Annotated in this window: 25 protein-coding genes; all 25 read right to left on the bottom strand. The window is 38.9% G+C overall.

Annotation, left to right across the window (positions count from 1 at the left end):
- On the bottom strand, positions 1 to 158 hold a 158-nt coding region (locus EV203_RS01545), incomplete at its 3' end, for a transposase (RefSeq protein WP_481752965.1).
- Between the two features lie 376 nt (positions 159 to 534).
- Positions 535 to 1,785, bottom strand: coding sequence for a Glu/Leu/Phe/Val family dehydrogenase (locus tag EV203_RS01540; RefSeq protein ID WP_009610260.1), 1,251 nt, complete (start codon positions 1,783 to 1,785; stop codon positions 535 to 537).
- A gap of 37 nt (positions 1,786 to 1,822) precedes the next feature.
- Positions 1,823 to 2,686, bottom strand: a complete 864-nt coding sequence (locus EV203_RS01535) for a MurR/RpiR family transcriptional regulator (RefSeq protein WP_009610264.1) — start codon at positions 2,684 to 2,686, stop codon at positions 1,823 to 1,825.
- Positions 2,665 to 3,222: a 2-oxoacid:acceptor oxidoreductase family protein gene (locus tag EV203_RS01530; RefSeq protein WP_132038949.1), complete on the bottom strand. Its 558-nt coding sequence runs from the start codon at positions 3,220 to 3,222 to the stop codon at positions 2,665 to 2,667. The genes EV203_RS01535 and EV203_RS01530 overlap by 22 nt, the downstream gene beginning before the upstream one ends.
- The gene (locus tag EV203_RS01525; protein WP_132038948.1) at positions 3,219 to 4,043 is read right to left on the bottom strand and encodes a 2-oxoacid:ferredoxin oxidoreductase subunit beta; all 825 of its coding nucleotides are present in this window, start codon (positions 4,041 to 4,043) and stop codon (positions 3,219 to 3,221) included. Before EV203_RS01525 ends, EV203_RS01530 begins: the two co-directional genes overlap by 4 nt.
- Positions 4,033 to 5,169 (bottom strand): 2-oxoacid:acceptor oxidoreductase subunit alpha, encoded by a 1,137-nt coding sequence (locus tag EV203_RS01520; RefSeq protein ID WP_132038947.1) that lies wholly within the window; start codon positions 5,167 to 5,169, stop codon positions 4,033 to 4,035. The genes EV203_RS01525 and EV203_RS01520 overlap by 11 nt, the downstream gene beginning before the upstream one ends.
- Positions 5,141 to 5,362: an indolepyruvate ferredoxin oxidoreductase subunit alpha gene (locus EV203_RS01515; protein ID WP_100525969.1), complete on the bottom strand. Its 222-nt coding sequence runs from the start codon at positions 5,360 to 5,362 to the stop codon at positions 5,141 to 5,143. The genes EV203_RS01520 and EV203_RS01515 overlap by 29 nt, the downstream gene beginning before the upstream one ends.
- Positions 5,363 to 5,490: 128 nt before the next feature.
- On the bottom strand, positions 5,491 to 6,258 hold the full coding sequence (gene surE, locus EV203_RS01510; protein ID WP_009610237.1) for a 5'/3'-nucleotidase SurE: 768 nt from the start codon (positions 6,256 to 6,258) through the stop codon (positions 5,491 to 5,493).
- A 93-nt stretch (positions 6,259 to 6,351) separates the two neighbouring features.
- Complete coding sequence (gene safA / locus EV203_RS01505) at positions 6,352 to 6,909, bottom strand: SafA/ExsA family spore coat assembly protein (RefSeq protein WP_132038946.1); 558 nt, start codon at positions 6,907 to 6,909, stop codon at positions 6,352 to 6,354.
- Between the two features lie 81 nt (positions 6,910 to 6,990).
- On the bottom strand, positions 6,991 to 8,388 hold the full coding sequence (locus EV203_RS01500) for an oxaloacetate decarboxylase subunit alpha (RefSeq protein WP_132038945.1): 1,398 nt from the start codon (positions 8,386 to 8,388) through the stop codon (positions 6,991 to 6,993).
- Positions 8,389 to 8,457: 69 nt separating this feature from the next.
- Positions 8,458 to 9,324 carry an agmatinase gene (speB, locus tag EV203_RS01495; RefSeq protein WP_041587156.1) on the bottom strand — a complete coding sequence of 289 codons (867 nt, stop codon included), beginning with the start codon at positions 9,322 to 9,324 and terminating at the stop codon, positions 8,458 to 8,460.
- A gap of 1 nt (position 9,325) precedes the next feature.
- Positions 9,326 to 10,159 (bottom strand): polyamine aminopropyltransferase, encoded by an 834-nt coding sequence (gene speE, locus EV203_RS01490; protein WP_132038944.1) that lies wholly within the window; start codon positions 10,157 to 10,159, stop codon positions 9,326 to 9,328.
- A 21-nt stretch (positions 10,160 to 10,180) separates the two neighbouring features.
- Positions 10,181 to 10,558: a GNAT family N-acetyltransferase gene (locus tag EV203_RS01485; RefSeq protein WP_011025634.1), complete on the bottom strand. Its 378-nt coding sequence runs from the start codon at positions 10,556 to 10,558 to the stop codon at positions 10,181 to 10,183.
- A 3-nt stretch (positions 10,559 to 10,561) separates the two neighbouring features.
- Positions 10,562 to 11,272 (bottom strand): pseudouridine synthase, encoded by a 711-nt coding sequence (locus EV203_RS01480; protein WP_009610272.1) that lies wholly within the window; start codon positions 11,270 to 11,272, stop codon positions 10,562 to 10,564.
- A gap of 21 nt (positions 11,273 to 11,293) precedes the next feature.
- Entirely contained in the window at positions 11,294 to 12,577 is a 1,284-nt protein-coding gene (locus tag EV203_RS01475) for an FAD-dependent oxidoreductase (RefSeq protein ID WP_132038943.1), read from the bottom strand.
- On the bottom strand, positions 12,570 to 13,541 hold the full coding sequence (locus EV203_RS01470; RefSeq protein WP_043883966.1) for a sulfide/dihydroorotate dehydrogenase-like FAD/NAD-binding protein: 972 nt from the start codon (positions 13,539 to 13,541) through the stop codon (positions 12,570 to 12,572). The genes EV203_RS01475 and EV203_RS01470 overlap by 8 nt, the downstream gene beginning before the upstream one ends.
- Positions 13,542 to 13,898: 357 nt before the next feature.
- Positions 13,899 to 15,041, bottom strand: a complete 1,143-nt coding sequence (locus EV203_RS01465) for a D-alanyl-D-alanine carboxypeptidase family protein (RefSeq protein WP_132038942.1) — start codon at positions 15,039 to 15,041, stop codon at positions 13,899 to 13,901.
- A 44-nt stretch (positions 15,042 to 15,085) separates the two neighbouring features.
- The gene (ytfJ, locus tag EV203_RS01460; protein WP_043883967.1) at positions 15,086 to 15,532 is read right to left on the bottom strand and encodes a GerW family sporulation protein; all 447 of its coding nucleotides are present in this window, start codon (positions 15,530 to 15,532) and stop codon (positions 15,086 to 15,088) included.
- A 4-nt stretch (positions 15,533 to 15,536) separates the two neighbouring features.
- Positions 15,537 to 16,139, bottom strand: coding sequence for a DUF2953 domain-containing protein (locus EV203_RS01455; protein WP_132038941.1), 603 nt, complete (start codon positions 16,137 to 16,139; stop codon positions 15,537 to 15,539).
- 39 nt (positions 16,140 to 16,178) lie between these two features.
- Positions 16,179 to 16,685, bottom strand: coding sequence for an SMC-Scp complex subunit ScpB (gene scpB / locus EV203_RS01450; RefSeq protein ID WP_011025629.1), 507 nt, complete (start codon positions 16,683 to 16,685; stop codon positions 16,179 to 16,181).
- On the bottom strand, positions 16,663 to 17,406 hold the full coding sequence (locus EV203_RS01445; protein WP_009610254.1) for a segregation and condensation protein A: 744 nt from the start codon (positions 17,404 to 17,406) through the stop codon (positions 16,663 to 16,665). Before EV203_RS01445 ends, scpB begins: the two co-directional genes overlap by 23 nt.
- Before the next feature lie 2 nt (positions 17,407 to 17,408).
- Positions 17,409 to 17,966, bottom strand: a complete 558-nt coding sequence (locus tag EV203_RS01440; RefSeq protein WP_009610270.1) for a site-2 protease family protein — start codon at positions 17,964 to 17,966, stop codon at positions 17,409 to 17,411.
- A 35-nt stretch (positions 17,967 to 18,001) separates the two neighbouring features.
- Positions 18,002 to 19,174 carry a CCA tRNA nucleotidyltransferase gene (locus EV203_RS01435; RefSeq protein WP_132038940.1) on the bottom strand — a complete coding sequence of 391 codons (1,173 nt, stop codon included), beginning with the start codon at positions 19,172 to 19,174 and terminating at the stop codon, positions 18,002 to 18,004.
- 360 nt (positions 19,175 to 19,534) lie between these two features.
- Positions 19,535 to 19,891, bottom strand: a complete 357-nt coding sequence (spoVAE, locus tag EV203_RS01430) for a stage V sporulation protein AE (RefSeq protein ID WP_011025627.1) — start codon at positions 19,889 to 19,891, stop codon at positions 19,535 to 19,537.
- A gap of 9 nt (positions 19,892 to 19,900) precedes the next feature.
- Positions 19,901 to 20,917 (bottom strand): stage V sporulation protein AD, encoded by a 1,017-nt coding sequence (gene spoVAD, locus EV203_RS01425; protein WP_009610273.1) that lies wholly within the window; start codon positions 20,915 to 20,917, stop codon positions 19,901 to 19,903.
- Between the last annotated feature and the right edge of the window lie 12 nt (positions 20,918 to 20,929).

Raw genomic sequence — 20,929 nt, 5'->3', positions numbered from 1 at the left:
CTGCCGTGATCTTCGGAATATTTGTCTTTTACTAAATCGTATATGAAACTAAAATCTATAACTCTTTCTATCTTCCTTAAAAGGTGATCTTTTGGTACCAATTGATCTATGCTTACAAATTCTATTTGATGTCTTGCATCCTGTTTCTTTGATAACATCTTCCTTCTCCTCTCCTCTTTTGCTTCATAAAAAACAAGGAACCCTTCTCATAATAACGGGTTCCCGATATTTTGTCAACAGTCTGAGACCTTCAACGAAGGTCTTAGACTGTTGACAAAGTCCCTCTCATTTAAGTGGCATTTTGTGTTAATGCTCCAGAGTTACAAAGGGACAAAACTAAGGCTCGCTTGAGGGCTTAGGCGGGGTCCCGGCCAATTCGCCTTTCAGGCTCAACGTGGCCGCTCGCTTTCGCTCGCCCCGCCTTCGCTCCTCAAGCTCGCTAAGTTTTGTTACCGCTTTGTAACAAGTCGCATTTACACACAAAATGCCACTTCTCTAATTTTGTCAACAAACCGAGACCTTCAACGAAGGTCTTTACAGCCAACCTCTGACTTTCATGGCCTCATATACTCTCTTTATTGAAATCATGTAGGCTGCAGTTCTCATGTCTACTTTATACTGCTGTGCTAAATCATATATAGAGTTAAAAGCATTTACCATCATGATTTCCTGCCTCTCTTCTACTTCTTTCTCAGTCCAGTAATAGTTCATCAAATTCTGTACCCACTCAAAGTAAGAGACTATGACTCCTCCAGAATTAGCAAGTATATCAGGCACTACAAAAACACCTTTTTCAGAAAGTATCTTGTCGGCTTCTGGAGTTGTGGGTCCGTTAGCACCTTCACATATTATCTTTGCCTTTACTTCATTTGCATTAGCAGAGGTAATCTGGTTTTCTAAAGCTGCCAACACTAATATGTCCACCTTCATCGTCAAAAGCTCTTCATTTGTGATGGGAGTGGTTCCCTCAAAATTGCACACAGTTCCTGTTTTGTTTACATGTTCTACTAACTTCTCTGCATCAATTCCTTTTTCATTGTATATTCCTCCGTACACATCGCTCACTGCTATAATTTTAGCTCCTAACCTCTGGAGACTTAAACCGGCATGGCTTCCAACATTTCCAAACCCCTGAATTGCTACAGTACAGTCCTTAAAATCCATGTTTAAACGTTTTACTGCTTCCCTTGCCATTAGAGCAACTCCGTAGCCTGTAGCTGCCACTCTCCCTTTTGAACCGCCGTAAATGAGGGGTTTTCCCGTAATCACAGCAGGGCTGTTGTAACCCACAATTTTATTGTATTCATCTACCATCCAAGCCATAATCTGGGCGTTTGTTCCAACATCAGGAGCTGGTATGTCTTTTTCAGGTCCTATTATGCTTGCTATAGCCCTTATATAACCCCTGCTCAGCCTCTGAAGTTCATCATTGGAGAGTTCTTTTGGATTTACAACCACTCCACCTTTAGCTCCGCCATAGGGAAGACCTACTACTCCGCATTTAAAGGTCATCCACATGGATAAAGCTTTTACTTCATCTAAAGTCACATCCGGATGGAATCTTATTCCTCCTTTTGTAGGACCTAGTGCATCGTTGTGCTGCGATCTATATCCCTTGAAGACTTTTATGCTTCCATCGTCCATTTGCACAGGGATGGAAACCTCCAGAACTCTCATTGGCTCTTTCAAAAGCTCGTAAACTGACTCCTCAACTCCTAAAATGTCACAAGCTTTCTTTATTTGCTTTTGAGCAATTACCAATGGATTTAATGATTCTGTGGACATTTTTCATCCTCCTATTCTTTATTTTAAAATCAAATTTTTAGCCTTGCTTTGAAATATATACGCCATATTCATCCCAGATGCTCTCCAGTTTTTCAAAAGTATCAGCCACTTTTTCCCTTTCTTTTAATCCCACTGCTACCACAAGAGCATTGACCAAGCTCAAAGGCGCCACAAGAGAATCCACAAAAGAAGCCATGTGGCTTTTAGCAATTAAAACCTCATCTGCCACAGAGGTCAAAGGCGAAATTAAGCTGTCTGTGATAGCCACAATTTTAGCCCTTTGAGTTTTTGCGTATTTTAATACTTCTACTGTTCTCTTGGAATACCTGGGAAAACCTATACCTATTACAAGGTCATTTTCGCCAACTCTTAAAATCTGCTCAAATACGTCTGAAACTCCAGGCTTTACAACAGAGACATTTCCGCGAATTAGATTGAGGTAAAAAGCCAGGTATTCAGCAATTACTATAGAGCTTCTAGAAGCGACTATATAAATCTTAGAAGCCTCCAGAATTTTTGAAACGACTTTTTTAAAATCTTCTTTATCTATCTCGTGAAGAGTCTCTTTTATGTTTTCTATATCAGATTTTAAAACGTTATTTAAAACAGCTATCTCATCTTTTTCTTCTGTCATCTCTAGCCTTTGGACAGTAGTCAATTTAGTTTTTATAAGCTCTTGGAGTGCATTTTGCAGTTCAGGATATCCATTATACCCTAAAGCATTCGCAAATCTGACAACAGTGGACTCGCTTATATTTATAGTAGCTCCAAGTTTAGCTGCTGTCATAAAAGCTGCTTTGTCGTAGTGGTTAATGATGTACTCAGCAATTATCTTTTGGCTTTTAGAAAGCTTCGCATAGTTGTCCTGTATCCTTTTTATCAAATCATCTGCTCTACCCATTTATCTTCCACCTTCCCCAACTTAAAACCCTCTTCTAAAGCTTTTCTGTTAAGTTCTTCCGTGCCAGCCGGCACTCTCTTTAAAACAGCTTTTTCTAAAGATTCTTCACTAACTATCTTTGTAAGCTCTGCTATAACACCTAGAGAGACTATATTGGCAACATATGCTTTTCCTACAACTTCCTGTGCTGTCCTTAATATCGGAAATTTCAATGTCTTTACTTTGCTCTCTTTTTCTACCTCTACAGAATCGTCAACTATTATAAGCCCTGTCTCTTTTACATCCTCTTTATAGCTTTTATAGGCAGAACTCGTCAAAGCCAGCAGTACATCTGGCTTTAAAACTTTTGGATACACAATGGGTCCATCGCTTATTATTACCTCTGCTTTGCTGGAACCTCCTCTCGCCTCAGGCCCATAGGATTGGCTCTGCACGCTTACCTTCCCATCCAGTATTGCCGCTTCTGCCAAAATTATTCCTGCAAGAATTAACCCCTGTCCTCCAGACCCTCCTAACCTTATTTCAAGCGACCTCATTTTACACTCACCTTCAATCTCTCTACCATCTTTTGATACTCTTCTGTGTACTCAGGAGCCTCTATGTTTACAAATTCGCCTATTATTATCTTGCCTTCCAATTCTTCCGGCTTCATTTTAGCTGCCTTGTTTATGTCAATCGAATTATCTTTAAGCCACTTCAACATGTCTGCTGGGCTTCCCTTTTTGTTCCTTCTGCCATAGTAGGTGGGGCATATGCTCATGGCTTTAATGAAAGAAAAGCCTTTGTGGGAAATCCCTTTTTCTATAAGTTTGACAAGCTGCTGTACGTGATAGGCTGTGCCTCTGGCCACATAAGTTGCTCCTGCACCTATAGCCAATTTGCATATGTCAAAATCCCTGTCTATGCTGCCATAGGGTGCTGTTGTGGCTTTATCGTACCTTGGTATTGTAGGTGATGCCTGACCTCCTGTCATGCCGTATATGTGGTTGTTGTACATGACGACCGTTATGTCTATGTTCCTCCTCGCTGCGTGGATGAAATGGTTTCCACCTATAGCCGCATTGTCCCCGTCCCCTGTTATCACTATCACCGTAAGTTCTGGATTTGCAAATTTTACTCCTGTGGCAAAAGCTATTGCCCTGCCGTGAGTGGTGTGTAAGGTGTTAAAGTCTAAGTAACCTGAAGCCCTTGAAGAACATCCTATCCCTGATACTACTACCACTTTGTCTTTGCCAATTTTTAAGTTGTCTATCGCTCTCACTATTGCCATTGTCACTATTCCATTGCTACAGCCTGGGCACCATATGTTTGGTAACGTTTCCTTTCTGAAGTATTCCTCCACAAGCCTAGAAGCCATTTTTTATTCTCTCCTTTACCTTCTCTACAATTTCACAAGGAGTAAAAAATTCCCCGTTCGCCTTGTTTATATTCTCTACCTCCCCTTCCCTCTTTACTACCCTGTCCACTTCGTAGTATAGCTGCCCTCTATTCATCTCTACTACAAATATTTTTCTGAATTTAGGGTATATCTTTCTAAGTCTTGTGTCAGGAAAAGGCCATATTGTTATTGGTCTAAAAATGCCAACTTTAAAGCCCTCTTTCTTAAGTTCTTCTTCTGCTGCTTCTACTGCCCTTGATGTTGAACCAAAAGAGATAAAGAGAATGTCTCCTTCTTTTTCGCCTTTTTCCTTGTACATGACTATGTCTTCCTTGTTTTTTTCTATTTTGTCAACCAATCTTTTTATTAGTCTCTCCGCAATTTTTGTGTCATTTGTGGGAAGGCCTTTTTCATTGTGCACAAGTCCCGTGACGTGGTATCTTACTCCCTTTCCAAAGGGAATTAAAGGAGCAACTCCATTTTCTATATCTTTGTAGGGAAGGTAATTTTCTATATCCTCTGGGATTTTTCTTTCAATTATTTCAATATCCCCGTACTCGTCTAAATTTACCGTCTCCCTCAGATGACCTATCACTTCATCCATGAGGATTACAACAGGAGTCCTGTACTTTTCTGACAGATTAAAAGCCTGTATTGTGACATAATAGGCTTCTTTTACTGAGGATGGCGATAAAACTATTATGGAATGGTCTCCATGAGTTCCCCATCTTGACTGCATTACATCTCCCTGCGCAGGTGATGTGGGCATACCTGTGCTGGGACCCATCCTCTGCACATCCACCACTACGCATGGAACCTCCGCCATTGCTGCAAAGCCTATATTCTCCTGCATCAAAGAAAACCCAGGCCCTGATGTGGCTGTCATGGCTTTTAACCCAGCCAGTGATGCGCCGATTATTGCAGCCATGCTGGCAATCTCATCTTCCATCTGAATGAATTTCCCGCCTACAAAAGGAAGCTTCTCGGCGCACAATTCGGCAATTTCAGTAGAAGGAGTTATTGGATACCCTGCATAAAACCTCATCCCGGCTCTTATAGCGCCTTCCACTACTGCCTCATTTCCCTGCATTAACACCCTCGACATCTTTCTTCACCTCTAAATAAATAGCAAAATCGGGACATCTCATCTCACACAGTCCGCATTTAATGCACCTGTCCTCATCTATTAGCCTTACTTTGCCATCTTTTATCTCAAGTACTCTCACAGGGCAAAACTCGACACAGATACCGCAACCTTTGCACCAATCTTCGATTATTACCAGTTTTTTCTCCAATATATCACCTTCATCTCAATTTTTTCGCAATATATATATTCTATAAAAAAACAAAAATTCCTTCATAAAATGAATAGCAACTGTCAAGAATATTTTTGATACAAGTCTTGCGTCATTTAGAATATTTAAAATTATATGTCAATTTTCCAGGAACTCAATTTCTTAACTGCCTCATAGTCTGTAAGGTCAAAATGAATGGGAGTAATCGAAATGTAACCTTTTTTGACTGAAACAATATCTGTTCTTTCGTCATTGTCAATTTCCGAAATTTTACCGGCCATCCAATAATACTCTTTTCCCCTAGGGTCGTAGTTCTTTTGAAAAGTCTCTGTGTAAATTCTTTTTCCTAAAATTGTAATTCTTATTCCATTAATTCCTTTTCTAAAATCTGGGATGTTAACATTTAATAAAGTGTTTTTTGGCAATCCTTCTTCCAAGACTTTCTCTATCAATTTTTTTAAAAAAATGTACATGCGCTGTTCTTCAAAGTCTCCGTCTTCTTCTAAAGATACGGCAAGAGCAGGTATGCCATAAAGTGCCCCCTCTATAGCAGCAGAAACTGTGCCAGAGTACAATATGTCTGTGCCCATGTTTAGTCCATTGTTTATTCCAGAAATTATGATATCAGGATTTTTCTCCATCACAACTTCAATCCCCATCTTGACGCAATCGGAAGGGGTTCCATTTATCGCATATATGCGTAAATTTTCTTCTTCTCTAACGGGTTTTAGTCTCAAAGGTTTGTGAAGCGTTATTGCATGACTTATGGCACTTCTTTCTTTTTCTGGAGCTACAACTACTACATCAAATCCGTTTTCTTTCAAATATTCTGCTAAGTAGAGTATCCCCTTTGCCTGTACTCCATCGTCATTTGTGAGCAGTACTGAGGTTTTTCCCATTTTTCATCTCCTCCAAATCTTTTGTATCATATCCATTTTATTATAAACTGAAAAAAGAGGCAATAAAATAAAAAGGCGCACAAAGGCGCTCTTTTACGGAATACATATCTGTTGTCCTGGATATATCAAGTTAGGGTCTGGAATTTGAGGATTTGCCTTGATTAAAGCCTCTAAACTTACTCCAAACATGTTGGCGATTGACCACAGACTATCACCTGCTTTAGCAGTGTATATAGTTCTGCAGGTTTGAGGAGACGGCGGTGGGCAGTAGAAAGGTATGCAAATTTGCTGCCCAGGATATATTAAATTTGGGTCAGATATTTGCGGATTCGCCTTGATAAGGCAATCTAAACTCACCCCAAACATGTTAGCTATTGACCACAGAGAATCCCCAGGCCTTACCGTGTAAATTGTCCTGCACTGTTCATAAGAGACGGGTGGACAATAGAAAGGTATGCAAATCTGCTGTCCAGGATATATCAAATTTGGGTCTCTTATTTGGGGATTTGCCTTAATTAAACAATCAAGGCTTATTCCGAATTTATTTGCAATGGACCACATCGAATCCCCGGGCTGCACGGTATAAAAACTCCTGCAATGTTCGGGGTGAGGATGATGCGGGTAATAAGGGCTGTATCCATCTATTGTCATTAGGCTTCCCTCCTTTAAACTTTCTAATACATGTTATGAATTATGAAAAGATGTGTTACAGGAGGGAAGCCAAAATACAAATCAAACAGGATATGTCATGTACTCTGAATTGATAAGTGTCGAATCTATATAGTATTTCCTTGCTCTTCTGTATTCAAAAAATTTTTTGGCTATTTGTGGGAAGAGGACATATGTTAATACATCTTCTTCTTGTTCGTAATACTCTTTTATCTCTTCTTTGGCCTCTTCAAATTGGGGCTTTAAGAGGTCTGCTGGCCTCACCTTTATTGTCTCTTCATCCCCTATTATTTTTCTCTTTACTTCTTCGGAAATGGGCGCAGGAGGCCTCCCGTACAATCCCTTCACATAATCCTTTACTTCTTTTGGAACCATTTTATACCTCTCACCAGTTATCACATTTAAAACCGCCTGAGTTCCCACCATCTGGCTCATGGGAGTGACCAGAGGCGGATAACCTAAGTCTTCCCTTACTTTTGGAATTTCTTTTAAAACTTCCTCATACTTATCAAGAGCTTTCTGCTCTTTTAACTGGGCAATGAGGTTTGAAAGCATTCCTCCTGGCACTTGATATACAAGGACATCTGTGTCAACTCCCATAACCATTGAAAACTCTGTTTCTTTATAGTGATTTCGTTTTACTTCCTTAAAATATGAAGCAATTTCTGAGAGAAGTTCAAGGTCAAGCCCTGTATCATATTGAGTTCCCTTCAAAGCTGCCACCATGGTCTCTGTAGCAGGCTGAGAAGTGCCCAAGGCTAAAGGAGAAATTGCTGTATCTATCGCATCTACCCCTGCTTCTATGGCTTTTAAATAAGTCATGGAAGCCATTCCACTCGTGTAATGGCTGTGCAGCTGTATGGGAACATTAACTGTCTCTTTGAGCCTCTTCACCAGTTCATAGGCTACATAAGGGCTCAATATGCCCGACATGTCTTTTATGCAGATAGAATCTACACCTAATTCTACCAGTTCTTTTGCCACTCTTATGTAGTGGTCTATAGTGTGGACAGGGCTTATAGTATAGACAAGAGTCCCTTGCGCATGGGCTCCTACCCTTTTTGTCGCCTTTATGGCAACTTCTAGGTTCCTCACATCATTTAAAGCATCAAAGATCCTTATTATGTCTATTCCATTAGCTACAGCATTTTCTATAAATTTTTCTACAATGTCATCCGGATAATGTCTGTATCCTACCAGATTTTGCCCTCTTAAAAGCATTTGCAGGGGTGTATTTTTTATCCTCTTTTTTAACTCCCGCAGCCTTTCCCACGGGTCTTCATTTAAAAACCTGAGACAAGCATCAAAGGTAGCTCCTCCCCAAACCTCAAGAGAATGATATCCCACCTTATCAAGCTTTTCTGCAATAGGCAGCATTTCCTCTGTAGTCATGCGAGTAGCCATCAAAGACTGATGGGCATCTCTTAGAACTGTTTCTGTTATTTTAACTTTATTGCTCATATTAATACCTCCTCCTAATATATTATACTAAAAAAGTCAAAATAAAAAAAGGCCTTTTTGGCCCCAAACTTAAAAGAAAGAGAGAATAGCTTCTCTTACAAGTTTTGCCGCAAGTATAGATGTAATACCTGCGACGTCATAAGGAGGAGATACTTCTACTAAATCCATCCCTATCACATTAAAATCTTTTAAAAGGTGGATGGCTTCTAAGGCCTCTTTTGCCGTTATCCCACCGGGTTCTGGCGTTCCAGTCCCTGGTGCAAAAGCAGGATCTAATACGTCTATATCAAAGGTTATGTATATAAAATTTTCTTTTATCTCCTTCATCACATTTTTTAGAGGTTCTACCACCTCATACAAAAACATATTTGTATTTTTTTCGGCAAATTCAAACTCCTCTTTTTCTCCAGACCTTATGCCAAAGTGATATATTTTAACTTTAGGGCTTAGTTCCCATACTTTTCTTAATACAGTAGCGTGGGAATAGGGCTCATCAAAAAATTCTTCTCTTAGGTCTGTGTGAGCGTCAAAGTGTAAAATAGCCAACTTATCTCCGTATTTTTTTATATAACTTTTTAAAATCCCATAAGTAATCAAATGCTCTCCGCCTAAGAAAATGCCCTTTTTTCCATCTTTGACTATTTTTTCAGCAACTTCCTCAATTAATCTCAAGCTTTTCTCTATATTTCCATAAGGCAGCACCAAATCTCCCAAATCACATATTTTTTTGTCTTCTAAGCGCCTGTCAAGGTAAACGCTGTAAGTTTCAAGCCCATAGGAGGCCTGCCTTATAGAAGAAGGACCAAAGCGGGTACCAGGCTTAAAGCTGACGCTGTAATCCATAGGTACCCCTACCAAGACAATGTCTGCCTCCTCATATTCCTTAGTAGCGGTTAAAAACTTTCCTGTATCTATGAAATTTACTCTCTCTCCCATTTTACACCTCATCAAAAATATCTTTTACAAATTTAGGAAGCACAAAAGCCGCCTTATGGATTTCCGGTGTATAATACTTGGTTTGAATTCTAGGTATAGAATTTATATCGACTTCCTCTGGGTCATATTTTTTAGAACCCATTGTAAATGTCCACAAGCTACCGGGATATGTGGGAACTGTAGCAATGTAAGCTTTTGTTATCGGATAAATCTCCTTGAACATCTTGCTTATTTTGTTAATCAGTTTTCCGTATATAAAAGGCGATTCTGTTTGAGCTACAATAATTCCATCTTCTCTGAGGCACTCGTATACGGCTCTGTAAAAGTCTGAAGTGAAAAGTCCTACTGCAGGCCCTATTGGGTCAGTGGAGTCAACAATTACTACATCAAATTCGTTTTTATGCTCATTGACATATTTTATCCCATCTCCAATCATTATTTCTACTCTGGGGTCATCTAGAGCACTGCTTATGGTAGGCAAATATTTTTTTGAGTTTCTTATAACTGCCTCATCAATTTCAGCCAAAACAACCCTCTCAACAGATGAATGCTTCAAAACCTCCCTTGCTGAACCTCCATCTCCTCCTCCTATTATAAGCACATCTTTAGGATTTTTATGGGTAAATAAAGGCACATGGACTATCATTTCATGGTACACAAATTCGTCTTTTTCCGTAGTCTGGAGGATTCCATCCAGTACTAAAACCCTCCCAAATTGATAGCTGTCCAAAATTGCTAGATGCTGATAAGGAGTTTTTTCAACAACTAGCGTCTCCTTTACCTTAATAGAAAATCTCAAATTTTCATCTTGATGTTCTGTAAACCAAAGTTCCACCAAAAGCACCTCCAGTAATTTTTATTCTTTAAAAAAATTTTTTAAATTGACAACTTGAAAATTTCCTTCTCTCACAAAGCCAATCTCACAAAAAAAATCCTCCCAAGCCTTAAGGTCAGTAGCTGCCCTTTCAAGCCCCATGTCTAAAGCGTGGTTTAATATCACTCTTATTATCAAATTTTCAAGATTTTTGTCTCTATGAGAAGGAAGCAGCACAAAATTGGTTATATAAACTGTATCATCTTTTATACTCATAGAAATAAATCCAAAAGGAATAGAATCTTCTGCAATCATAAAAATTTCACTCAAAAAATCCAAATCGGAAGTTACCCCACATTCTTTTGCCAATTTTTCAATTTTGGGAAAGTCTTCTCTTTTGGCAAATCTCAAATGAAACATAATTCACCTCAGGCTTTTTAAATATCTTATCTCATCTTCTGTTAAATAACGCCATTCTCCCGGCTTTAAACCTTTTAATTCTAGTTCACCTATCTTTGTCCTTTTAAGAGCTATGACGGGATGTCCAATCGCTTTACACATCTTTTTCACTTGTCTGTTTCTCCCTTCGTGGATCTGTATCTCAACCACGCTTGTCCCATTTTTTACATTCAAAATGCGTATTTTAGCTTTTGCCGTTTTCCTTCCGTCAATAATCAACCCATTTTCAAACCTTTCCATTTCTTCTTTTGTAGGAATCCCTTTAATCTTGGCCACATAAGTCTTGACTATTTCGTGTTTTGGGTGCATCAATATATTTGCCAATTCTCCGTCGTTTGTAAGAAGAAGCAAACCAGAAGTATCAAAGTCAAGACGGCCAACAGGATATATCCTTTCTTTTACCTTCACTAGGTCCAAAACAGTAGGTCTGCCAAAAGGGTCCTTTACAGAAGTGATATATCCTGCTGGCTTGTAGAGCATTATATACACTTTCTTTTCTTCTCTTCTCACAATTTTATCATCAAATTCGATTATGTCAACATCCGGGTCTATTTTTGTACCTAATTCTTTCACAACTTTTCCATTTACTTTTACCCGTCCTTGTAAGATATACTCCTCACATTTTCTCCTTGAAGCTATACCACATTCTGCTAGGTATTTTTGCAATCTTACCATTTGTTGTCACCCTATTTTATTTTACACCAATTTTTCTTCGTAAATTCCTAACAAGTTATCTTTCATAACTTTCTTCTTTATTGCTTCCGTGTCAGTGGTGTAAAGGCCAAGTTGTTTCATCCTTTCAAAGTACTCCGCACCTGCAAAAGTATATCTTTTCTTGAGGCCCTCTTTAGTCCTTATACTTTCATTTGCGTAGGCAATTAAATCCCCTGAGGCTAGATTCCTAGGAAGCTCTAAAGTAGGCATCCCTAGGGCAACCCTCACGCTGTTGTGTCCTGCAAGACATCCAGTAACCATGGCTTCTGTATGGCCTGTGAAAAGGCCTGATTTTTCCCCTGCACAAAGTAGGTTATCCAGGCCTATCACTCTCATAGAGTTATCTCTAGGGGCCATAGAGAGATACCTGACTGAATTTCCTTTGCCTCCAGAGTAAGGGTCGTCATATCTTGCCCTCTCAAGCCCAGGAATTTTTCTTAGCTTTTCCAAAGGATAAAAAGGAGTCATCAATTTCACATATCCAGTATCTAATAGTATAACATTTTCTGCGTATTCTGGCAATGCGTATTGTTGACATACCTTTAAATTTAATTTTTCCATATTGACATCTTCCTTCGGAACAGGCAATATTACTACCCCCTCTTTTTCAAGCCTTTCTCTTATTTCAGGGCTTAGAGATTCTTTGCTAAGCTTGGTAGAGCCGCTAAAAGCACCGTATACCTCATCTGCCCTCATTCCTAAGATGTCCTCTACACCTGCCCTATAACTTATGCTTATGCGAGGTCCAAAGGAAGGGCAGCGCAAAATACACATAGCACATCCATTTCCATATCTTAAGCAGTTACCCATAGGTCCCGTGGAACCTGTAGCTTCTACAAAGACATCTCCATACTCTACAGTGTCATCTGCTAGCACTATTCCTTTTATCCGCCTTTTGCTTTCCATCACCACATCAGTAGCTCTGGCCATCAGTTTTATCGTCACACCCTTTTTAAGCAGCATCTCTTTAACCATCGGCTCTACCATTGTCACGTCGTAAAGGCTGGCATGGCGATGCCCTGGAAAATTGACGTTTACGTGTCTTGCAGCTTTGTCAGTTATTTCTATAAGTTCGCTGCAACCTAAATATATCAATTCCTCCGCAGCAGTGTATCTGCCGTTGTTCCTCATTATTCCTCCAACCAAACCACACCCTAAAAGCATGTCAGTTTTTTCTAATAACACAACCTCTGCACCGGCTTTCCTCGCCGCCAAGGCAGCAGCACATCCTGCCCATCCTCCACCAATGACCACCACTTTAACCACGCAGCATCTTCCTTTCCAATGCTTTTCTTATATCTACCTGGACTTTACAGGTTCTCATCTTTTGTCCCTCTATTTCAATTTCACAGCTCCCACATATCCCTTCTCCGCAGCATATCTTGTTATTATTAGACACAGCTAAATACGCTTCACTGTTGTATGTATCTAAATACTCTAAAATGTTTAGATGCTGTTCATCAGACCCTCCGCTGTAGACAACAGTGATCTCTTTGTCCTTTATGAATTCTTTTAGAATCCTCTGCCCTTCTTCTGTTAAAAGGTCTATCTCTACGAAAGCTATGTCAAGTTTTTCAAGGTAGTCTTTTATAAAATTGGCCTTAACTTTTCCTTTATCTAAAAGTACGATGACTTTGTTTTTATTTTGAATTAGTTTTAAGATTACAATCACTCCAGGTGCTTGAGCAATCCCTCTTAAAACTACTAAAGCCTTAGAATTATGTGTCCCTTTTATGTACCTGTGACCAAACATCCCATTCCAGTAAGGTCCTCTTATGTACACCTCTTGCCCCTCTTTCGCGTTAGCAATAAGCTTTGTCTTAGGTCCAGTTACCTGAACAGCTATCTTAATAATTCCCTCCACCTCGTCTGCCCACATTACAGACATAGGTGTGTCGAAAAAAGAAGGACTCAAATAGCCTCTTATAAAAACAAAAGAACCAGGTTCATTCAGGTCCCTAGCCATTTTATTGGGCACTTTGAGAGTAAGAACTATCACCTCGTCGTTTATCTCTTCCCTCTTTACAACTTTAGAAAAAACGGTACTCCTAGTGGCCTTTGCCTTGTAACCAGCCCACACAAATTCCTGAAAAATGCATACCCCCCTCCAATTGCAATCGCAAAATTTCTTTCCCTGAAGTTGAGAGCACACTATGCATTCATTAAGTTCAGCCAAGTAGCAGGGGCAATATTCTGTCCCTGCATCTACGCATTCCAGCCTATTTGCCAATTTGTTCACCTCCGATTTTTACATTAATAAAATATTCTCGGAGGTTCAAAACTATTACAAAATAAAACCCCTCTTGAAAAGTCAAGAGGAGCAGACTGTTGACAAAATAAAGAAGTGGCATTTTGTGTGTAAATGCGACTTGTTGTCAAAGCGGTAACTAAACTTGGCGAACTTGAGGAGCGAAGGCGGGGCGAGCAAAGCGAGCGGCCACCTGAGCCTGAAAGGCGAATTGGCCGGTACCCCGCCTGAGCCCGAAAAGTGAGCCTTAGTTTAGTCGCTTTGCAACTCTGGAGCATTAACACAAAATGCCACTTAAATAAGAAGGACTTTGTCAACAAACTGACTCCTCTTGAAAAGTCAAGAGGGGTTAAAAATTTCAATCCACTTTTTTATTATCCTTTTAAAATTGTACACAAAATCTTGCCTATCCACTTCTTGAAAAGAAAGGCAATTAACCTCGCAGACTTTCTCCTCCCCTATTTTTACAACTACATGCCCTATTTTTTCCCCTTTTTTGATTGGAGCTTCTAACTTATCAGGAATGTGAAACTCTAGATTAACTTTCCCAATTTCTTCCTCAGAGACAGGTATGATACAATCTTTTTCTACTGCAACTTCAATTTCTTCTATTTTTCCTTTTTCCACTTTTACCTTTTTCACCACATCATTTCTTTCAAATACCTTAAAAGGCTTGAATCTAGAAAATGCGTAATCTAGAATTTTCATGGAGTCTTCCCACATAGGGGGACTGTTTAAAACTACTGCAATAAACCTCCGCCCCTCTCTGGTAGCCGAAGAAACAAGGCACCTTCCAGCTTTATTAGTAAATCCTGTCTTTACGCCATCAGCTCCTTCGTATATCCACAAAAGCTTATTTTTATTTCTCAAATACCTGTCCCACTCTTTTCCTTCCCATGGAATCGTCTTTTCTTTTGTTGACACAATCTCTGCAAATTTAGGATAATTTAAAAAAGCATATCTTGTTATGAGTGCCAGGTCATAAGCAGTCGTGTAATGGTCATCAATGCCAATGTCAAGCCCTGATGGCGTTACAAAATGTGTATTGTAAGCCCCTATCTCTTTCGCCTTTTGATTCATCATCTCAACAAAATTCTCTACAGTTCCTCCAATATGTTCCGCTATAGCAGTCGCAGCGTCATTTCCTGAATTTAACATGATACCGTAGAGCAGGCTTTCCATATCTATTTTTTCTCCAGGAGAAAGCCAGATAGAAGAACCTCCCACACTCGCTGCCTTTTGACTCACCGTCACAATGTCATTTAAATTTCCTCTCTCTAAAGCTATAAGAAGCGTCATTATTTTAGTAGTGCTGGCCATTGGTAATTTCAAATGGGCATTCTTTTCATACAAGACTCTACCTGTATTCTGGTCCATAACTATGGCAGCCTTCGCAGAAACAGAGGGAATATCACTTCCATAAACTTTAGAAAAAGTGACAAAAAACATCAAAATTAAAAGCAAAGAAAAATATTTCTTCATATTTCAACTCCCCTGTATATACAAAAAAGTGGGTTCCCCCACTTTTAAACATCATTTCCAGTAGTAATGATTTGACTCTGAGGTTTTTTTGCCGTTTTCCCCTTGCTAAAGAGATTCTGAATTTCTTCTAAAAGTTTAGGAGTCAAATCTATAATTCTCTCTAACATAGCGCTCTGAGTGACAGGTAAAAGCCTAATTTGTCCTTGTCCTACTACCATGAACGCCACCGGCTGTACAGATACTCCTGCTCCGCTTCCTCCAGCAAAAGGCATACTCTGAGAAGATTCTTGATCAGTACCTTTTTTATCTCCTTTAGAAAGGTTTATCTCTCCTCCTCCTGCAGCAAAACCAAAAGTGACCCTTGAAATTGGAATTATTATAGTTCCATCAGGAGCCTCTACTGCATCTCCTACGATAGTATTTACATCAATCATGTCCTTTAAGCTTTCCATTGTGGTTTTCATCAGGGCATCTATTGGGTGGTCACTCATCTTTTCACCTCCCCTTTAAATTATTCCACAACTTCATTCCATTAATAATAATATTACCACAGCTCGTCTTAAATATGCAAATTAAATCTCCCTCTACTCTGTTTTCTCCATAGATAGGCATGATATGCACCTCTGGAGGGTTTAAAAATTTTGCGTTGTTATAAAAGGGCATAATGGCTGTGTATACCATTCCCCACAGCGAACCTGTCAGAATAGCTGTGTAAGCTGCATCTTCCAGTCCAACCTTTATGGCAAGGTAAAATCTATATACTACAGTTCCTTTTAGCATATCTTTAAAAATCCTCAAAATTTCAAAAAAACCCATGTTTTTTACACTTATTCCTAAACTCTCTCTACTTTTCTTGTAAAGGTCTTTCCCTCTTTTTTCTATATTTAAATTTATCCCCAGAACTTTCAAAACGCTACTCTTACTGCCTTCAAAAGAATGCAAATTAAATCTCAATAGTTTTACAAAAAATATATTTATTTCTATTTCCAGGGAAATAGTTCCTCCTTCCTTCCTGCTTTTGACTTTCACTTTGAGAGGCAAAAAATAGAAGGCAACTAAAAAAATAAAAACTAGAAGGCCAAAAGATATATATTTCATCATTCCACCTCTATAAAATGCCCGAATAAACATTTAAAACTAAGAAGTAGGTTCAATTTCGGGCAATTCTTTTAAAGAAGATATGCCAAAGTATTTCAAAAAATCCTCTGTAGTTGAATAGAGAATAGGTCTACCTGGAGATGAAGCTCTTCCGCTTTCTTTTATCAAATTGTATTCCAATAAGGTATTGATAGGTTTATCACTTCTTACTCCTCTTATTCTTTCAATTTCTGCTTTTGTAATAGGCTGGTTATAGGCAATTATCGCTAAAACCTCTAGAGCTGCCTGAGATAACCCTTGGGTTATTTCCATCTTCAAAGCCTTTCTTACAATGTCTCCGTACGAATCGTTAGTGCACATCTCAACTTTATCTTCAAAAATCACTATGTCTATTCCTCTATGATTCTTTACATATTCTTCCTTTAACCTTTTAAGCAACTCCCTTACTTCTTCTTCAGTAACTTCTAATGCTTCTGCAAGAGTCCTTATTTTTACTGCTTGTCCTGCTGCAAAGAGGATAGCTTCAATCTTGCCTTCCTGGGTCATGTTTTCTCCCTTCTCTTCCTAAAAATCTAATAAATATATCCCCATAAGCTGTTTGCTGCTCTGCCGCTACTCTGTTTAGTTTTATGAGCTCTAAAAGGGCAACAAAAGATACCACCACTTCTAACTTGCTTCTACTTTTTCTTACAATTTCACTAAACCATAGAGCAGGCTTTTTCACAAGATAGGTCAGCAGTTCTTTAATTTTGCTTACTACTGTATATTCTTCCTTCTTTATCTCAATTTTATTTTCTTTTTCTTTATTTCTTTCAAGAATTTTTCTGTACACATTTACTATATCTTCAACCGAATAGTTTAAAGCTACTCTTTTGTCTATATAATTTAAATCTGGCTCCTCTTTAAAAAACCTGCGGTTTATCCCGCAAATTCCGCTTAAAAGCTGCGCAATTTCTTTGTATTTTTTGTACTCTATAAGTTGCTTTACAAGTTCTTCTCTCGGGTCCTCTTCTATTTTTTCTGCTTCTTCTTCCAATCTAAATTTCGGTAGAAGCATCCTCGACTTGATTTCCACCAGCGTAGCAGCCATCACTATAAATTCCGAAGCTACGTCAAGGTCCATTTCTTGCAGACTTCTTATGTACTCCATATATTGGTCTAATATTATAGATATGGGAATGTCCATCAAATCTATTTCGTTTTTTTCAATCAAATGAAACAAAAGATCAAAAGGTCCTTCAAAAATTTCTAGTTTTACTGTGTACATTTCTACACCCCAAAAGGTTTTAGTAAGAGAGTTATGAAATAGTCAAGTCCGTTTATGAGAGGCCACATAACTTTGCCAATAATTCCTGTAAATACTAAGACAAGCAGGAGGACCTGTCCGTACATTTCATACTGGGAAATTACATAAGCCTCCCTTGGAGGAAGCAAGCTCCACAGCACTTTTGAACCGTCTAAAGGAGGAACGGGAATTATATTAAAAGCAGCAAAAATTAAATTGTAAACGTACAGTAAATATAGTATGGGTGCCAGAACAGGGACATGCCCAAATGGCACTAATAAAATCCTGGTGACGATCGCTAGTAAAACATTAGACAAGGGGCCTGCCAAAGCTACGAGAAACACTCCCTTTCTTCTATCCTTGAAGTAAAGCGGATTTATTGGAACAGGCTTCGCCCATCCAAACTTTAAAATCCAGAGCATTAAAAGTCCAATGGGGTCTATGTGAGCTATAGGATTTAACGTTAGCCTTCCGCTTTGCCGCGGAGTAGGGTCTCCTAGCCTGTCAGCCACATATCCATGGCTGAACTCGTGAAAACTCATCGCCAAAAGCAAAGCTGGAATTCTGTATATAAAATCTAGCAGCAACTTGTATTCTCCTTTCCAACTCGTAAGATGTTCTTCACAAACGAAATCTCTTCTTCTTTGCTTTTCAGTCTTCCTTCAAGTTTAGCTTTAAATACCTCATCCAGCAATTCTCCGTATAAAGGGCCAGGTGAAACTCCCAAGTTTTTAATGTCTTTTCCTTTTATATAAGGCTTGCTTTCAATTATTTTTTTCGCCTTATCTCCTTCCATGACTTCGAGAACTTTCAGCACTTCATTTCTAGCGCTTTCCAATGTTTCTCTTAATTTTCTAATCCACCTTCTGTATTTTATCTCTTCCCTTAAAAAAATTAGTTCTCTAAGAGCTTTCAAATGTTCTTTGTTCAACTTTAAAGCCTTCTGCACTTTTTCCACGTCTTTTTCAGCAATTTTATAAAACAATATTAGAAGACGGAATAAACTTAAGTCTAAATCTTCAACAAAAACATCTAGCTTATCTACATTTACAGGAACATCTTTAAAGATTACTTTATCAATCCCATATTCTATAACTTTTTCTATCATTTCCTTTGCTTTAGGTTCTTTTAGTATTAAAAAAAGTTCATTCCTTATCCTGTCTTCTGATAAGAGGGAAATATTTTTTATGGAATCTTTCATCAAAGCCTCTGTATTAGCTTCAATTTCAAAAGAATATCTCACAGAATATCTTATAGCCCTAAATATCCTCGTGGGGTCATCTATAAAGCTCTTTTCATGGAGAACCCTTATTATCCCTTTTTTTAAATCTTCGATTCCCCCAAAATAGTCAAGTATCTTTTTCTCCAGCACATCGTAAGCCAAAGTGTTAATAGTGAAGTCTCTTCTTCTCATATCTTCATATATATCAGCAAATTCAATCCTGGGCAAGGCTGCTGGATAATCGTAATATTCTCTTCTGGCAGAAATTACATCGATTGAAATGCCACTTTTTTTAATAGTAGCAGTTTTAAAAGCTGGATATTCTATCAATTCGCCCTTTATATATTCATTTAACTCATAAGCAAAATCTATTCCATTTCCCTCTACTACTACATCGATGTCCCAGTTTTCAACCCCTAGTAAAAAATCCCTCACAACCCCTCCAACTATATATGACTTTACACCTACTTTTTGTGAAATTTCTTTTAAATATGAGATCAATTCTTTGCCTTCAATTTGTATGCGCAAACAACCACCCTTTTTACCTAAATTTCCCCTTACTCTTTATATTATATCACAGCCTAAAATAAAAAAAAGCTAAAACTAAGACTCTACTTCTTAGTTTTAGACTGTTGACAAAGACCCTCTCATTTAAGTGGCATTTTGTGTTAATGCTCCAGAGTTACAAAGCGACAAAACTATGGCTCGCTTGAGGGCTTAGGCGGGGTCCCGGCCAATTCGCCTTTCAGGCTCAACGTGGCCGCTCGCTTTCGCTCGCCCCGCCTTCGCTCCTCAAGCTCGCTAAGTTTTGTTACCGCTTTGTAACAAGTCGCATTTACACACAAAATGCCACTTCTCTAATTTTGTCAACAAACCGAAACTAAGACTCTATTTCTTAGTTTTAGGGTTAAACATGAGAGCAAAAATGTATCCGAAAAATATAGCAGCAGAAATCCCTCCTGCTGTAGCCGTAAGTCCTCCAGTAAAAGCTCCAATCAACCCGTCCTTTTCTACGGCCTTTATCACTCCCTGTGCTAAAGAGTTCCCAAAACCTAAAAGAGGAATAGTAGCTCCAGCTCCTCCTATGTCGATCAATTTTTTATAGACTCCTATCCCTCCGAGAATAGCTCCAAGTGTAACATATGTTACAAGTATTCTTGCAGGAGTCAATTTTGTCTTATCTATCAAAATTTGTGCGATGGCACAAATTAAACCGCCCATCAAAAAAGCTCTGATATAATCCATAGCTACCTCCTAAGAAAGTATTGTAGATATTGTTATTGCATGGGCAATCCCTGGAATAGATTCACCCTGATAGGTACTGGTGGGAGATAATAATGCTCCTGTTGCCATAAAAAGCACTTTTTTATATACTCCATTTCTTATTTGGGAAAGCAACCATCCATTTAAAACAACGGCTGAACAGGCTGCCCCACTTCCTCCCGAGTGAACGTCCTGAGACTCATAAAAAATTTCTATCCCGCAGTCTTTATACTTATCGGCAATGTCAAACCCTTCTTTATAAAGCAATTCTAAAAGTATGTCTCTCCCTACTCTCCCCATATCTCCTGTCATAATTAAGTCATAGTCTTCTATGGTAAATCCCGTATCCTTGAAGTGAGTTATTATAGTATCTGCTGCTGCAGGTGCCATGGCAGCACCCATGTTATTAGCGTCCTTCATGCCGAGGTCAACGACTTTCCCAGTTGTAGCATGCGTTATATACGGTCCTTCGCCTGTAGATGCCAAAATAGTTGCACCAGCTCCAGTTACAGTCCACTGCGAAGTGAAAGGCCTTTGAATCCCCTGTTCAAGCGGATACCTAAACTGCCTTTCTGCGGTGGAAAAATGGCTAGAAGTAGCGGCTATCACATAATCCGCATACCCACCGTCAATTAACATCGCTCCAAGAGTTAAACCTTCGGTCATAGTGGAACAAGCTCCATAAAGCCCAAAGTGAGGTACATTTAACTGCCTTGCCGCAAAATTAGCACTTATAATCTGATTCAAGAGGTCCCCTCCTAAAAGGTAGTCAATATCAGAAATTTTTAAATTTGCCTTCTTAAGAGCCAAGTTCACGGCATCCTGAAACATTTTAGACTCTGCCTTCTCCCAGCTTTTTTCTCCATACGTGTCATCTATCAAAATCATGTCAAAATAATCTCTCAAAGGACCTTCTCCCTCTTTTGGACCTACAATTGTACCTCCTGCAATTATGGAAGGAGGATTTTTAAATTTTACTGTTTGAGCACCTAATTTCTTTTCTGCCATGCCTTTTCCCCC

This window comes from Caldanaerobacter subterraneus, from assembly GCF_004345675.1.
Lineage (GTDB): Bacteria > Bacillota > Thermoanaerobacteria > Thermoanaerobacterales > Thermoanaerobacteraceae > Thermoanaerobacter > Thermoanaerobacter subterraneus.
The sequence above is the reverse complement of the archived record's forward strand: the minus strand, read 5'-3'. Positions and strand labels throughout refer to the sequence as shown.